Consider the following 15,638-nt stretch of genomic DNA (forward strand, 5'->3'; position numbering starts at 1 on the left):
AAAACGGGAACAGAGTTGTTTAATAAATCGGCGCAATAATGGCATCTTTTAGACCCCTGTTCAACCCTGTAAATTGCGCGATTTTCTTACAAAATACGACACCGTCAGGCACTCGATTTTTACTGCAATTTTCATGCAACCCGCAGATTCTGACAGTTAAATCGACAAATTGTCGTAAAAAGCATCATTCAGGTGACGAACACCCCCGTTGTCACAAAAAACCGTTGACGACACAGGCCCGATACGGTTTAATGCGCCCCGTTGCCCGGATAGCTCAGTCGGTAGAGCAAGGGATTGAAAATCCCTGTGTCCTTGGTTCGATTCCGAGTCCGGGCACCATATTTAAAGAAACCAGCCTAACGGCTGGTTTTTTGCTTTCTGCCATATGGCCACTTAATATCCTCTCTGGTTACGCGGGATCTTCAATGAATTCTGTGTGTTACGTCCTGCTGGTTTTAGCTGTCTTTGTCAGTCTCATCTCGCCATATCCTGTCTGGATCGGTTTGCATCTGCTCAACCTGCTGACATTGCTGATGTATGGTGCCGATAAGCTTGCCGCCCGCAGAGGCTGGCGGCGGATACCGGAAAACACGCTGCTGCTGTTCGGGCTGCTCGGTGGCTGGATCGGCGCTCTGGTCGGCCAACAACTTTTCCGGCATAAAACGCAGAAACAACCTTTCCGAACCTGGTTTATGTTCAGCATCGCCGCCAATGTTGCCGCTGTTTTGCTGGGCGTCTGGATGATGTTCGGGCGGTAAATGACCGACGAAAAAAAGCCGGGGAATGCGCTAACATTCTCCGGCTTTTAGTATTTATCCAGAACAGGCGATCGCCGTTATCCGTACAGTTTCAGACGTGCTGCTTTTTTGGCGAAAGCCAGATCAGCCTGCACCATTTCAATCACCAGATCCTGTAACGAGGTTTCAGGTGCCCAGCCTAACTGACGTCGCGCTTTCGACGGATTAACTGAGGCCTTACTGACTTCTGCCGGCCGGATATAACGCGGATCGACTTCGACAATCACGTCCCCGACTTTCAGCGCGGCCGCAACAGGGCTGATAATGGCGGCGATTACCCCTTTCTCCTCTATACCTTTACCGACAAACCGAAGCTTGATCCCGAGTTCAAGGGCAGCAAATGTCACGAACTGACGAACCGTAAACTGTATGCCGGTTGCGATAACAAAATCTTCGGGCTTCTCCTGCTGCAACATCAGCCACTGCATTTTGACGTAATCTCTGGCATGACCCCAGTCACGTAACGCATTGAGATTGCCCAGATAAAGGCATTTCTCCAGTCCCTGAGTAATATTGGCCAGACCACGCGTGATTTTACGTGTCACAAAACTCTCACTCCGGCGCGGTGACTCATGATTAAAAAGAATGCCATTGCAGGCAAACATGCCGAAGGTTTCCCGATAATTAACCGCAGTCCAGAAATCACTGATTTGCGCGACCCTATTCGCAGAAGGCACATTGAGTGTGACCATATCGTTGATCGACATCCCATTAACCAGCCCGTACAACGCGGAAGATGACGCATGGTAATAACGGGTTGTATGCTCCAGTCCTTGCGAACGAATGGCTTCCAGCATCCTCAGGGCACTGATGCCAGCACCGGGTAAAGTGGCGTGAGTTACTGTCCCGCTGGTGATATCCAGATTATAAATTTCATCCGGGCGAATTAAGGCCAGCAATCTGCCCGGATTGGAAATTTCAGTGTGGTCAAAATGATGAATATGAAATTCAGGATGACCGGCATGCAAATCATCACTGACAGATTTATTATTAAGAACCGGGTTGTGCGGGATAATACCGTGGACGGTATATCCTTTTTTAAGCAAAAGCTCAGCCAGATAAGATCCGTCTTGCCCGGAGATATTGGTAATAAGAGCGACCTTAGACATAGTAAACCCTTCGATTACAATTTAAAAAAACGCATCCGGACAGATGCACGATTATAATTGCAAGGTTATGTTGAGTAAGATGAATCGCAGAGTAGAAAAACAACGACAGAAAAGTAAGAAATAATGATGATATTAATAAACGACGCGCTTATGTTCATTAAAATTATGCCATTTATTTTTGATATACTCATCCAGTTCATTATGAAAACGTTGCGCAGAGAACTTTAACGCGTTTTCGCGACAATCCAGCGGAAGAATAGAATCCTGAATGGTATCAAAGTGACGCACAGCTTTAATAATTGATTCCGCCGTCTGTTCCCCGAAAAATAATCCGGTCGCATTCTTTTCACCGTAAGGTCTGATCGTTTCCAGAGCCCCTCCCTTGCCAAAGGCAATCACCGGCGTACCGCTGGCTTGCGCTTCGACCGGCGTGATCCCAAAATCTTCTTCCGCTGCAAATACAAAAGCTTTCGCGCGCCGCATATAATCTTGCATCACATCGTCAGGCTGATAGCCCAGTATTTGGATATTACTGCCCGATTTGGCTTTGATCTTGCTCATTTCAGAGCCGTCACCGATAACCACCAGCTTCTTATCCGGCATCTGGCTAAATGCCTCAACAACCAGATCGATACGCTTATAGGGAACCATCCGAGAGGCAGTAAAATAAAAGTCCTCTTTGTTTTCCTGCAACGTGAAGCGTTCAACATCAACGGGCGGGTAAATGACATCAGCATCGCGCCCATAGACTTTCTTAATCCGCCGCGCAATAAACTGCGAATTAGCAATAAAGTGATCGACACCATTCGCAGTGCGGTAATCCCAGATCCTGATTTTATGCAGGAACCAGCGGGCCAGTTTGCCTTTGAGCCCTTTATTCAGTCCTGCTTCACGCAGGTACTGATGCTGAAAATCCCACGCATAACGGATCGGAGAATGCACATAGCTGATGTGCAATTGATCGGGGCCGGTCAGCACACCTTTGGCCACCGCATGGCTGCTGGAAAGCACAATGTCATGCCCTGTAACATCAAGTTGTTCGATCGCCAGCGGCATTAAAGGCAAATATTGTTGGTATTTGTTTTTCGCAAAAGGTAACCGCTGTATAAAAGATGTCGTTGCTTCTTTGCCATAAAATTTCTTTCGGGATTCATCAGAAAGAAAATCGACAACTGAGTAAAGATCAGCCTGCGGATATAACTTAATAAATTCAGCAATAACTTTTTCGGACCCTGCAAATGTCACCAGCCAGTCAGCAACAATCCCCACACTCACATCATGTGACATAATCTAAACCTTATAAATGAAAAGTGAGCAATACAAACCCACAGCGAGTTATTATCACTCACTTTAATAAATTGCTTTAATAATTACATACTGCGAAGTATAGAAAGAATTCTCCTGGTTTGTTCCTGCATAAGTTTTGTATTAGCGCGGGATTCAACATTCAGGCGGACCACCGGTTCAGTATTAGAGCTGCGAAGATTAAAACGCCATTCATCAAACTCAAGACTTATTCCGTCAGTGTGATCTACTTTAATCGCTTCAGTTTCATATATGGCTAACACGCGGGCAATAGATTCATTGGGTTGTTGCAGGTAACTGTTTATTTCGCCGGAAGCAGGATAAGCAGTGATCCGGTCATTAATCAGTTGCCGCAAGGATTTGTCTTTAACATGTAATAATTCAGCGACCAGCAACCAGGGGATCATTCCGCTGTCACAGTAATAGAAATCGCGGAAGTAATGATGGGCGCTCATCTCGCCGCCATAAACCGCATCTTCCTGGCGCATACGTTCTTTGATAAAAGCATGACCCGTTTTCGACATCACCGGCACACCGCCCGCACCGGTGACGATATCAATGGTATTCCAGCTCAGGCGCGGGTCATGGATAATACGTGAGCTGGGATGTTTTTCGAGGAAAGCATCAGCCAGCAGGCCCACAATGTAATAACCTTCGATAAAATTTCCGGCATCATCAAAGAGAAAACACCGGTCAAAATCACCGTCAAACGCGATGCCCATATCTGCGTTGTGCTTAATGATGGCGTCGGTGGTGTCCTGTCGGCATTCCGGCAACAACGGATTAGGAATACCGTTAGGGAATGTGCCATCTGCGTCATGGTGAACTTTGATAAATTCTACCGGCGCTCCGGCGGCAATAAACCGCTGTTCAATGGCGTCGACAACGTGGCCGGCTGCTCCGTTACCGGAGTTGAACACCAGTTTTAACGGCCGGGTGAAGTTCGCTAAATTGACATAACTTAGCAGCTTATCCACATACTCATCCAGCACAGAGGCTTTTTCATAGCCGCCACGTTTAGCCGGATCTACCGCTGGAAAATTATTGGCTTCCGCCAGCGCCTGGATATCGCGTAAACCTGTATCGCCACTAATGGGGCGCGAGTTCTCCCGAACCAGTTTCATGCCATTATAATTCATCGGATTATGGCTGGCCGTCACTTCAATACCGCCATCAAGAGCCAGATAAGAAGTCGCAAAATAGATTTCTTCCGTGCCGGTCACGCCGATATCGACGACATCGGTACCTGCATCCTGCAAACCTTTCGCCAGTGCTAGTTTTAATACTTCACTGGTTAAACGAACATCGCCACCTAATACCATTTTATTTGGCTTTAAATATTCGCCATAAGCGCGACCAATTCTGTAGGCAATATCTTCATTTAATTCCATACCTAATTCACCGCGAATATCGTAAGCTTTAAAGCACGTCAATTCATCTGACATATTCCACCCCAAAATTAACAACGACCATAGTGATCTTTTATGCGAATAATATCGTCATCTTCCAGATAAGAGCCGGACTGGATTTCTAAAATCTCCAGGGGAATTTTCCCCGGATTTTCTAATCTGTGCTGAGCACCAACAGGAATAAACGTGGATTCATTTTCGGTAAGAAGATAATTTTTATCTTCAAGAATAATCCTGGCGGTACCTGAAAGAATGATCCAGTGTTCAGTCCGGTGATGATGCATTTGTAATGAGAACTGTCCTCCGGGTTTTACGGTTATCCGGTTAATATGATAACGGGGCGCGGTCACTATATTATCGTTACGTCCCCAGGGGCGATATGATTCGCGATGTAAACGATATTCCCGGCGCTTATTATTTTTTAAATACTCGACGACTTTTTTAACATCTTGTACCTGATTTTTATCAATCACTAATACGGCATCTTTCGTATTAACAATCACCAGATTATCCACACCAATCGCGGCCACTAATTTCTCATCAGTGTTGATATAACAATTCGTCGCATTGTGGGTAAAGACGTCACCATTAACGGAATTACCCTCGTCATTTTTATCATTCACTTCCCAAAGCGCAGACCAGGAACCCACATCATTCCAGCCTGCGTCCAAAGGAACCACGATGGCATCAGTGGTTTTTTCCATGACCGCGTAATCAACAGATTCATCCGGACATGAAATAAATGAGTCTTTATCTACGCGAATGAAATCCTGCTGCTCATCTGACTGCGCGGTTTCAATGGCGTTAAGACAGGCTTCGAGAATGTCTGGCCTGAATTTCGCCATCTCTTCCAGAAAACGCTTAGCGCGGAACAAAAACATGCCACTGTTCCAGTAATACTCACCGCTTTCCAGATATTGCAATGCGGTAGAAAGATCAGGTTTCTCAACAAAACGTTGCACCCGAAAAACCGGGTCGGCATCACTGGCGAATTCCGTCCCCCGCTGTATATAGCCGTACCCTGTTTCAGGACCAGTCGGCACAATGCCGAAAGTCACCAGCTTCCCCTGCTCTGCGAAAGGAATGGCATTCTGTACTGCATGATGGAAAGCTGCAGGGGACTCGATCACATGGTCGGCCGCCAACACGAGTAATAGTGGGTCATTATCATTGCCGATGGCACTGAGCGCAGCGAGCGTAATCGCAGGCGCGGTATTACGCCCGACAGGCTCAAGAATAATATTGTCCGAAAGTTGGTTTATTTGCCGTAATTGTTCAGCGACAAGAAAACGATGCTCTTCATTACAAATAACCAGCGGCGAAGAAACATCCAGCCCATTTAAACGGGTAACTGTTTCCTGCAGCATTGAATTATCGCCATGCAGACGAAGAAATTGTTTTGGATAAAGCTCACGTGACATTGGCCACAAACGACTACCGGTACCACCGGCCATAATAACTGGAAGGATCATGATTACCCCGCATCAATGAGAAAGTATTTATGTAGTTAATAGCGAAATATTATTATTTTATATTTTCACAATTAATCAGAAGAGAAAATACAACCACTTTCTAAATAAAAACAACAGGAGAGATAAAAAGAAAGTGATAACTATGGTAAGCATAAAAACTTCATTATTAGGAAGACTCTCAGAGGCAGTCAGGAAGTTAATAACGTAAGGATGAGTAAAATACATAGCACTACAGATCAGCGCTAAATTTTTAGTGTTAAAACCTTTAAAATAAACTCTAGTATCTTTCATTAGCAAGATAAATATGACAGGACAAAGAAGCAACAATGACAAGATAAAATCAATATGGTATGAGTCACCTTTAAAAACACAAATATAAACAAATGTTAGTTCGGCTGTTAATAAAATACCCCCTAAGATAAATAGCAGATTTATCTTATCAACACTAATTTTTTGGATAATATTATGTCTGGCAAGGTACGATCCTATGTACATCATAGGAAAACCGAAGAACAACCCATTTCTGAAAATCCAATACTGGGAAAACACTTTATAATACAAACTATCAGGTTTAATAAACACCCTGCTGTATTGCAGTAATGCTCCTGCAAAAAAAAGTCCGACGCATATAAATATAATGCGACTTTGATTTCTTAAGAAATACAATCCAACGCCACCCGACGCCATAGCTGCAATGTACCAAAGATGATGATAACCAAATATCAGCTCTGAGAAAAATACAGCCAGATGGTTAGAATTAATATCATGCAGAGGAAGATATAACGGGAGATAGATCACCTGCCAGGATACAAATAATAAAACAACTCTAGTCAGCCACTTTCGAAATTTAAAAGAATCTGTAACATTTTTTTGAAAGTAGAAACCATTTATAATAAAGAAAATAGGAACAGCCACTCTAAAAAAACCATCAACAGTATAAAAACTTAATAGTGGATTCCCAAAGAAAACACCGGCATGAATTGCGATTACCATTAAAATAAATACCAGCCTGAAAATATCTGCCATTTGATTTCTTTCGTTGCTACTTGAGCTCATAATTAATTACCAAAATCATTGCTACCGTAATAGATAATTATTTCTATAACTATCGTAACTGCGACTCTATGAATTTATGGACAGAGAGAAGATGCTGGGAAAGGTTCTTTGATGCTGTAACTCCGTCCGGCGAGGAATAAATATGATTATTTGTCGCATTACTATTTTTCAATAAGATATTGAATTTACTGTTAACACCTGAGACGGACCTGATGATATTAAACTTAGAGTAAACAGCTAACACAACATCACAATTAACGCCTTCAATATTATTGAAGTAATTAGGCTTCTCAGGGTTAAGAGTGTTCGCATCGTTATAAAATACCGAGACCGCTGTTCTGGCATTTCCGATAAGTATGTTTTCCACTCTGCAACCCGAAGAGTTATTTATAAGAATTCCTTCAGATGTAACTGTTTTCCCTAAGTCCAGTATTCGGATGTTTTTAATGACACAGTCTTCACATAAGTTAGTTGCAATTCCGCTCCCGTTTAAACTACCTGAGGTCATGGGGCTATACTGTTGTGCATTTTCAATGGCGCAGCTGGTCGAGTTCGCAATAAACCCAATGGCGTAATAAGTTCTTTTAAGATCTGGACTGATAACATGCAGGTTTCGAGCAGAGCAGTTATGATTCGACGGCGTTTCTGGCGGCACATCAGACCCCATTCCGATCAACTGAGTCCAGCCTCGTCCCCAAATGTTATAAGCATGACAGTTTCGGGCGTTTACAAAATTAACTCCGTAACCGCCCCAGTTATTTATATATTGCTGGGTGAACTTAGCCTCAATATATAAATCATGGATGACAGAATTTTCAGCCTGTAAGAACTTTGGATTATCCCGAAGATATTGGCGTTGTTCTGGGTTTTTAAAATCAGGATTAATAGTGGTTACATTCTGTTTATGCAAATATCGTTGTCTGGCGTATTCTCTGTTGGCCTCCTGACTGGAACCAATAACAAAACCACCCCGGCCCTTTACAAACAAAGGATCCTCAAATATGACCCTGGTGCTTTCTCCCTGACCAAAGACCTCTGTGTTATCTGACAAATAAACAGGAAACAGCAGTCTGTAATAATTATCAGGGTCTGGTAAATGGATCCTGGCCCCGCCGAGCTTAGCCGCAACATCACATGCCCGCTGAAAGGCAAAAGAATCATCATTGACACCATCGCCTTTAGCACCATAGTCTAACACACTAAGTTCATGAATTTTGGCTGCCACCGAAGTGATACCATAAGCATTATTAAGAATGAGATACGAGCATGCAAATCTGACAGAAGAATACTTTAAAAAAGAACGCCTCTGTTCATTTATACATTCTTTAAAAAATTTATCATGATTGCGCATTGTTCACCTTAATCACGAACACCTCTCTTTTTATAGATACTCATAGTAAATAAAAATAAAGGAACGCTTACCCAAAAAGTTGATATATCGATGAATATACCAGAGATGATATAAGCAATAATCAGCGGGAACTTTCCCCTATTATTCTTATAAACAAATGCACACAGCGATAACAGAAACGAAAGATACAATACGAGACCGACAACTCCGGTCTCAACCGATAGTGAAAGAAACATGTTATCTGGAATAAGTCCGTACTTCTCTGTCGATAAGCGATAACCTACTCCAAGCAGAGGGTTATCACCAACAAGTCCAAGCAGCAATGTCCAGGTTGTAAATCTGCCGGAACTGATATCTTGCTGATTAGCACCCGACAATCGCCCCCAGAAAGATGAAAAATACTCGTTATTCATTCCAAAAATAAGTAATGAAATGATAAATGCAGCGATTAATATCAATGTCAGGGGTTTAATTTTCCGCTCAATACCAAGCGTAAAAATAAAATAAACCAGAACAGCAACCAGCAGACTTCTGGACATTGAAAGATAAATATTGATAAGAAAGCAAATAAAAATAATGATAAAGAGAAGCGTGTTTCTGCCTGCTGTTTTTAGTTCAATAAATGCCGTAAGCCCCAGAAGAAGGATAAGATTACTGTAAGCACTGGAATCTTTTGCCACTCCTCCGGCCCTGAACACGTAACCCATTCCAGGGTATTTATACATCTGAGTGGCTGTCAGTGCCTGGCTTTGCACAAAGAATCCAACTGATGTTTCAAGGGTGACAAGAACGAAGAGGACGATAAAAAATAATGTAATCCCCTTCTGTTGTCGCTCATTGATTCCCCGGCTAAATGCCAGTATCAGAACACCGGGGATATACATCTCCAGCATTCTGAAATACCTCAAAAAGGCCGGAATGTGGTCTGTTGAACCAGGGTAATACAGATAACTGTAGGTGATTCCTGACAACACCCAAACTGACCAAAATGAAATAAACAATATAATATAGAAAGAATGTTTGTTTTTTTTCCTTTTTATTAATAAGAAAAAAAACAATGAAAGCATTGAAAATGGAAAAGAAATTTCAAGGCCGGATATATTCCCTCGTCCAAAAGGTATTAATGTAATTATTGCCATAGCAAGGCATGAACATTGAATTGCGATACTATCCTTATTGACAGATTGCATTAAACACCTTCATTCTTATTTCAATATGTCCGTGTATAAACTCAATTCAGCAAGGTAAGTACGTTCCGGGGAAAATCTCTTGACGATGAAATCTTTAGCGTTAGTCTTTATGCGTGAATGATCTGTTTTGACCAGTTGAAGCTTTTCCGCAAGTTGTTCGACGTTGCCCAGCTCATACAAATATCCTGTGATATTATTTTCGACCAGTTCGGCATTACCGCCTGAATCGGAAGCTAACACAGGGATTTCATAGAGCTGAGTTTCGAAAATCACTCTCCCTAATGGTTCTCTGTCTGATGGCACACATACCAGATTTACGTCATGCAGCTTCTCGCGGACATCAGAAACAAACCCTGTAAATTCCACCTGCTCGTGCAGATTATGTTCTTGGGTGAATTCTTGTATCTGCTTATAATATTCTTGATCTTTTTCAGTGCTTCTTGGTTCCCCAATAAATTTTAACTTCACTGAAGTGTCATTCATCAGATAAAGAGCATGCAAGACTTCCATTTGATTCTTAACTTCAGTTATTGCTCCAATTACCGCAATAACATACTTCTCATTATGCTGAACAGACTCCACGTTTGCTCTGTCAAGAAATTTTAAGTCGAGTGGGTTATAGATAACACTTATTTTAGATAGAGAATCCGACACTCGTTTAAACGTACTTTTGACATATTCAGAGTTCGCCAGTATCACCGTTGAAAGCCGGTATATGACGTTGTCAACGAAACCGTGATTCGATAACTCAATACCGCATCGTGCGCGAAAAACTGTTTTACGTCCTCTTAGTCGGAATGACGGCATTGCAAACAGCCCATCATAAAATGTATTACAATGTACTATGGAATAGTATTTACTTCTCATTAAAGTTCGAAACATCAGATTGATCCCCCCCAGAACTCGTGAGTTAAATGGCTTGCTATCAATATAATGAATATGACTTTCGTTGATCCCTGAGTTCAGTAATTCCCTTTTGTATTTGCTGTTTTCTTTGTCAATCAGGATATTAAAATCCACTTTATCACTAATTTTTTCTAACAATGCAATCAGACTTCTTTGTCCACCGGCGACATCATGGCAGGTATCAACGTACAGAACTTTTTCTTTTTTCATTGTGTTTCTCCCTTTTTTATATCATTCAAAGTGAGATCTGCAAGCTTGGACCAGGTGAATTTCTTCACATCAGAAATACAGTTATTGCTTAATTCACTGAGCAACTCTCTGTCCGTGTAGAGCTTCATGATTGCCTGAGATATCTCCTGAATATCTTCTTTTACTACGAGGCCGTTACGGTTATTTATTACAACTTCACTGATTGCGCCCACATCTGTTGCAACAGAAGGTATACCGTAGATTGCGGCCTCCAGAAATACCAATCCGAAACCTTCAATTTTTTTATTACTATGCTTTGCAGCAAGCACAAATATATTGTTTTGCTGATAGATTTTCTTAAGTTCTTCATCACCAACGCCAGACCGAATCATGAGTCTGACGTCATTCTGATTAGCCAGTGCTTTCAAATTCTCTATAAACTCATCACTACCATTACCCACGATGGTATAGAGAATTTTTTTTCTGATATTTGGAGGAAGTAATCCTAATGATTTAATAACATGATCATACCCTTTTCTGTCGTCTAATCTTCCAACAGTAAGTATATTGAACTGCCCTGAATTAGTATTATTAAGATATGTTTCATTGCTTAACTTCAAATCTTGAGAAACACCAAGATAAGTAACAACCACCGGGATCTCTTTTGGAACGTGATGGTTTTCCAGCAAAATACCTTTCGTATAATTACTGTTAGTAAAAATAGTTTCCACACCAGTAAATAAATTTAATACCCTTGCAAACACAGAAGCCTTACCATTCTTTAGATTAAGGACTTCACTTCCATGTAGCATAAGATTAAATTTTATTTTTTTATGCAGAATAAATCTATTAACGAATTGTATGGCAACCCAAAATGGCCAGTCTGCGACCAAAATATAGTCATATTCATCAAAATTTATAGATATTACTTTTTTTATTAATTTTGGCAAATGCCAATATTTAAACTGTCCACCGGAAAAAAGATTTAATGCCACATTTTTGCTGATGTCACTATACCTGAGCTTATCATTATATTCAGGGGCAATCAGAGTTACCTGATTATCATGTTTAATGACATTAATTAACTCTTCACAATACCGACCAATACCACCTTTGAAGGGATAAAATTCATTGGTGAGAATTAATACCTTCCGCATTATGCACCACCTATCTGTCTGTTCTTATTCATCTTCCCTTTGGCATAATTCAGAACTTCCCAAAGAGCATTAACTTTGAGCATAGCGCAACACAGCATGTAAACTATGACACCCAAAATAACCTTCAATATAATGTCAATGAATCCGCCATCGACACTGAAAAAGTAGGTCGATAAAAACATCAATAGTGTCGCAATGAATATTAAAGACATATCTTTCAGCTGCTTTATCGCACCATACCCAAACAATTTTCCTGGATAGTAAGCGTTAATAAAAAAGTAAAATATAGAAATCACAAAGTTACTTATAACCATGTACTTCAATCCAAATGGAGCGGACATAAACAGACCAATTATCGTCAAAGGGAGTTTTATCAGGTCAATCTTCAGATACAGGTCAGATCGACCGACTGCATTTAGAAGATTTGCATTTATCGCACCAAGAGGAATAATCATACGAGACAGAGCCAGCCACTGGATAATGAAAACGGAAGGTAGCCACTTATCAGTAAGGAATAATCTGACAAAGGGCTCCGCAATCACCACGAGTCCAACCATACAAGGAAGAACGATGAAGGCGGTCATATCCAGGCTCTTTTTATATATTTTCAGCAACCGTTCCCTGTCATCCTGTGCAGCAGCCATTACCGGAAACAAAACACCTTGCAAAATGTTGAACAGGTTTACAGACAGTAAGTCAGGCAAGTTCCGGCCTTGCGAATAATACCCGACTTCCATGCTCGTAAAGAGGCGACCGATAAGGATTGAATATGAGTTATCTGATAACACGCCGGTGAGCCCTGCTAAAAACACCTTTGATCCAAAATTGAACAGCTCTTTGGTTCGGGCCAATGAAAACTCCAGTTTAGGCCGCCATTTGGAAACAATAAACATCAGGACGGTAACGATAGCTGAATAGCTTATTGCCTGATAAACTAGTGCAAATACACCATATTTCATATAAGCCAGATAAATAGCAAATATGCCACTAATCAGTACCGCCCAAAAATTAACTAATGTTTTTAGCTTGAAATTTAATTCTATGCTTAACTTTGCTATCTGAACAACGCTAAGTGATTTAATGACAATGCTGATTGATATCAACCTGATGACTTCGATAAGTCTGTTGTCATTATAAAACTCTGATATTTGTGGGGCTAAGAAATAAAGAACCACATATATCATCAAACCCAATACAAAGTTTATATAAAAAACAGTTGAGTAATCTAAGTCTGTGCGGTCTTTTTTTTGAATTAATGCCTGTGAGAAACCTCCGTTAATTATCACATCAGAAAGCACCAGAAATACTGCCACCATACCTACCAGGCCGTACTCTGCAGGAGTAATCATCCTTGCTATCATAATGCGGATAACGAATTGTCCGCCCTGTACCATAAACCTTTCAATGGCATTCCAGATTAGCCCTGAAATAGTGCGCTCTTTTATTGATTTAGTTATCATATTCGTCTTTTAAATCCGACAAAACCTGCGGGCAGGCTTGTTACTTTTAACATGAGTGCTATTTATCGTCCGAATAAGCATAGCCGTAGCCACTGTAACCATACCCATAATAGCTACTGGCCTTTTTAATCACGCTGTTAATAATACAACCTTTAACCTTAACACCACTCTGCTCAAACCTTCTTATGCTCACTTCGACTTCTTTCACCGTATTCATTTCAAAGCGAGCTACCAGCAATGTGGTACCGACATATCTGCCGATGATTGCAGCATCGGTGACAGCAAGAATTGGCGGCGTATCAATAATAACCAGATCATAATTTTCCGATGCCCAGTTGATCAACATTTCGAATCTCTTATGCATCAGTAACTCAGCCGGATTAGGCGCTATCTCTCCTCGTGAAATAAAATCTATACCGACAGCAGGTATATTTACCGTTGCAGATTGATGGTTTGATCTCCCGGACAAGATGTCTGAAAGACCATTCTCCACGCCTGCTTTCAATATTTTATGAACATGGCCTCTTCGCATATCTGCATCAATCAAAAGTATCTTTTTATTTGTCTGTGCAAGGACTGCGGCCAGGTTACTACTGACGAAGGTTTTGCCGGCGTTCTGGCTTGGCCCTGAAATCATCAGTACATTATTTTTAGCTTCCATCATGGCGAAATGAAGACTCGTGCGCAGACTGCGTATTGCTTCAATAGCGAGGTCCGCAGAATTTTCAACCACAAGAAAACTTGTTTGCTTGTCTTTTCTTTTTGCTTTATTGGGTCTGATTCTACCTGACTTATTTTTTCTGCTCAGCCATTCCGACAGGGGAATACTCGCATAAACATTAATTCCTCTTTCTTCGAGCTGTTCAGGTGAATCTATACCTTTCCTCAGGAATACACGTAACAACACGATACTGATTGAAATCAGCCCCCCTAATATAAGACCAATTAATACAATCAGCACTTTTTTAGGCTTGACTGCTTTGGGTTCCGTGACCGCAGTATCGATGATGCGCACATTACCAATTGCACTCGATTTAGCGATGCTGAGTTCCTGCTGGCGATTCAACAGTTGCATGTAAATAGCGCGATTAGATTCAGCGTCGCGGCTGAGTCTGGCAACTTCCTGCTGCGTTGCAGGCATTGCAGAGACGCTTTTGTTCAACCGGTCCCGCTCTTTGAGCAATGTCTGACGTTTTTCCAGCAGTGCTTTATACGTCGGATGGTCTTTCGTATAAAGCTGCGAAATCTCCGCCTCACGGAATGTCAGCTCGTTTAACTGGCTTTCGACATTGACTATCTGATCCAGCACCGACTTGGCCTCAAGTGACAAATCGACGGAATCTTTCTGGCGGCGATACGTATTCAGATTGTCTTCGGCGGTATTGAGATCTGTGCGAACCTGCGGTAACTGGCGTTCAAGAAATTCGAGACTTTTCGCATTCTGAGCAGCCTGACGAGCGATATTTTGATCAAGATAATTCTGGCTGATACTGTTCAATATCGCCGAGATATGTTCCTGATGATCCCCATTTATTGAAAGATTCAGGATCCCAGTATCTTTCCCCTGGTCACTAACATTAAACGTATCGAGCAGATCATTTATTGCCCGTAGCCGGCTCAGATAGTAGACGTTAAATTGGGTACCTGCCGCGGCCTGTATATCCTTTACGAGTAACGAAATGCCCTTGTCATTAAGCAGATTTCCGACCACACCCTTTATTTCAAAGTCGTCCCCTTTGACCAGATAGTTATTTTTATCTATAACTTCGAGGGTTATTTTCGGAACGTTACTGTCACTGACGGGTAAATATAAGTGACCGATTGACAACGTACCCGGTGCTTCTCCGGTTAACCTTGCCCATCCACGCCCAAAAATCGGGAAATACTTCTGCTTAACCACGGCCTGCAGATTCAGGTCATCGACTGTTTTGCCGAGGACCATGCGTGACTGCAACAGTGCGATTTCCGGAGCAGATTGTGGCTGAGAATCGGGAAGTACCTGACTCAGGCTTTCAAGGATGGCATTGCCCTGCTTCTGTTCAACCTGAATTAGAGCATCCGCCTGATAAATTGGCGTAGCGAAAAGAACATAAATCACAGCCAGCACCGTGAATACGGTGGTAATACAAATAATCATTTTTCGGTGATCAATAAGCTCACCAAATAGGCGCCCTACATCTATTTCATCTGAATCGGGTGAAGCGGGTGTTTTTGAAATGACGGGTGACATGCGTTGG

General features: G+C 41.8%; 12 protein-coding genes and 1 tRNA gene. 2 read left to right on the top strand and 11 right to left on the bottom strand.

Translation table 11 applies throughout. The annotated features are described in order from the left end of the window. The first annotated feature begins 263 nt into the window (after nucleotides 1-263). Nucleotides 264-339 (top strand) — tRNA-Phe (locus J1784_RS25305). Nucleotides 340-425: 86 nt separating this feature from the next. Continuing rightward, nucleotides 426-758: a DUF1294 domain-containing protein gene (locus tag J1784_RS25310; RefSeq protein ID WP_217151461.1), complete on the top strand. Its 333-nt coding sequence runs from the start codon at nucleotides 426-428 to the stop codon at nucleotides 756-758. 77 nt (nucleotides 759-835) lie between these two features. Here the strand turns inward: J1784_RS25310 and J1784_RS25315 are convergent, their stop codons facing one another. The 11 genes from J1784_RS25315 to J1784_RS25365 all read right to left on the bottom strand — a co-directional run bounded on the left by J1784_RS25315 (nucleotide 836) and on the right by J1784_RS25365 (nucleotide 15,631). Beyond that, nucleotides 836-1,906 (bottom strand): GDP-mannose 4,6-dehydratase, encoded by a 1,071-nt coding sequence (locus J1784_RS25315; RefSeq protein WP_217151462.1) that lies wholly within the window; start codon nucleotides 1,904-1,906, stop codon nucleotides 836-838. A gap of 132 nt (nucleotides 1,907-2,038) precedes the next feature. Beyond that, nucleotides 2,039-3,193, bottom strand: a complete 1,155-nt coding sequence (locus J1784_RS25320; protein WP_217151463.1) for a glycosyltransferase family 4 protein — start codon at nucleotides 3,191-3,193, stop codon at nucleotides 2,039-2,041. An 83-nt stretch (nucleotides 3,194-3,276) separates the two neighbouring features. Further along, a complete protein-coding gene (cpsG, locus tag J1784_RS25325) occupies nucleotides 3,277-4,656 on the bottom strand; it encodes a phosphomannomutase CpsG (protein ID WP_217151464.1) in 1,380 nt (459 codons plus the stop codon). 14 nt (nucleotides 4,657-4,670) lie between these two features. After that, nucleotides 4,671-6,092: a mannose-1-phosphate guanylyltransferase/mannose-6-phosphate isomerase gene (locus J1784_RS25330; protein WP_217151465.1), complete on the bottom strand. Its 1,422-nt coding sequence runs from the start codon at nucleotides 6,090-6,092 to the stop codon at nucleotides 4,671-4,673. Nucleotides 6,093-6,167: 75 nt separating this feature from the next. Next, on the bottom strand, nucleotides 6,168-7,118 hold the full coding sequence (locus J1784_RS25335) for an acyltransferase family protein (RefSeq protein WP_217151466.1): 951 nt from the start codon (nucleotides 7,116-7,118) through the stop codon (nucleotides 6,168-6,170). Nucleotides 7,119-7,197: 79 nt separating this feature from the next. Next, nucleotides 7,198-8,499: a glycosyl hydrolase family 28-related protein gene (locus J1784_RS25340; RefSeq protein WP_217151467.1), complete on the bottom strand. Its 1,302-nt coding sequence runs from the start codon at nucleotides 8,497-8,499 to the stop codon at nucleotides 7,198-7,200. 8 nt (nucleotides 8,500-8,507) lie between these two features. Next, a complete protein-coding gene (locus J1784_RS25345; RefSeq protein WP_217151468.1) occupies nucleotides 8,508-9,689 on the bottom strand; it encodes an O-antigen ligase family protein in 1,182 nt (393 codons plus the stop codon). Between the two features lie 15 nt (nucleotides 9,690-9,704). After that, entirely contained in the window at nucleotides 9,705-10,805 is a 1,101-nt protein-coding gene (locus J1784_RS25350; RefSeq protein ID WP_217151469.1) for a glycosyltransferase family 4 protein, read from the bottom strand. Beyond that, the gene (locus J1784_RS25355) at nucleotides 10,802-11,941 is read right to left on the bottom strand and encodes a glycosyltransferase family 4 protein (protein ID WP_217151470.1); all 1,140 of its coding nucleotides are present in this window, start codon (nucleotides 11,939-11,941) and stop codon (nucleotides 10,802-10,804) included. Before J1784_RS25355 ends, J1784_RS25350 begins: the two co-directional genes overlap by 4 nt. Then, complete coding sequence (locus J1784_RS25360) at nucleotides 11,941-13,401, bottom strand: lipopolysaccharide biosynthesis protein (RefSeq protein WP_217151471.1); 1,461 nt, start codon at nucleotides 13,399-13,401, stop codon at nucleotides 11,941-11,943. Before J1784_RS25360 ends, J1784_RS25355 begins: the two co-directional genes overlap by 1 nt. A 58-nt stretch (nucleotides 13,402-13,459) precedes the next feature. After that, the gene (locus J1784_RS25365) at nucleotides 13,460-15,631 is read right to left on the bottom strand and encodes a polysaccharide biosynthesis tyrosine autokinase (protein WP_217151472.1); all 2,172 of its coding nucleotides are present in this window, start codon (nucleotides 15,629-15,631) and stop codon (nucleotides 13,460-13,462) included. Nucleotides 15,632-15,638: the final 7 nt, after the last annotated feature.

It is taken from the genome of Rahnella ecdela (genome assembly GCF_019049625.1).
GTDB lineage: Bacteria > Pseudomonadota > Gammaproteobacteria > Enterobacterales > Enterobacteriaceae > Rahnella > Rahnella ecdela.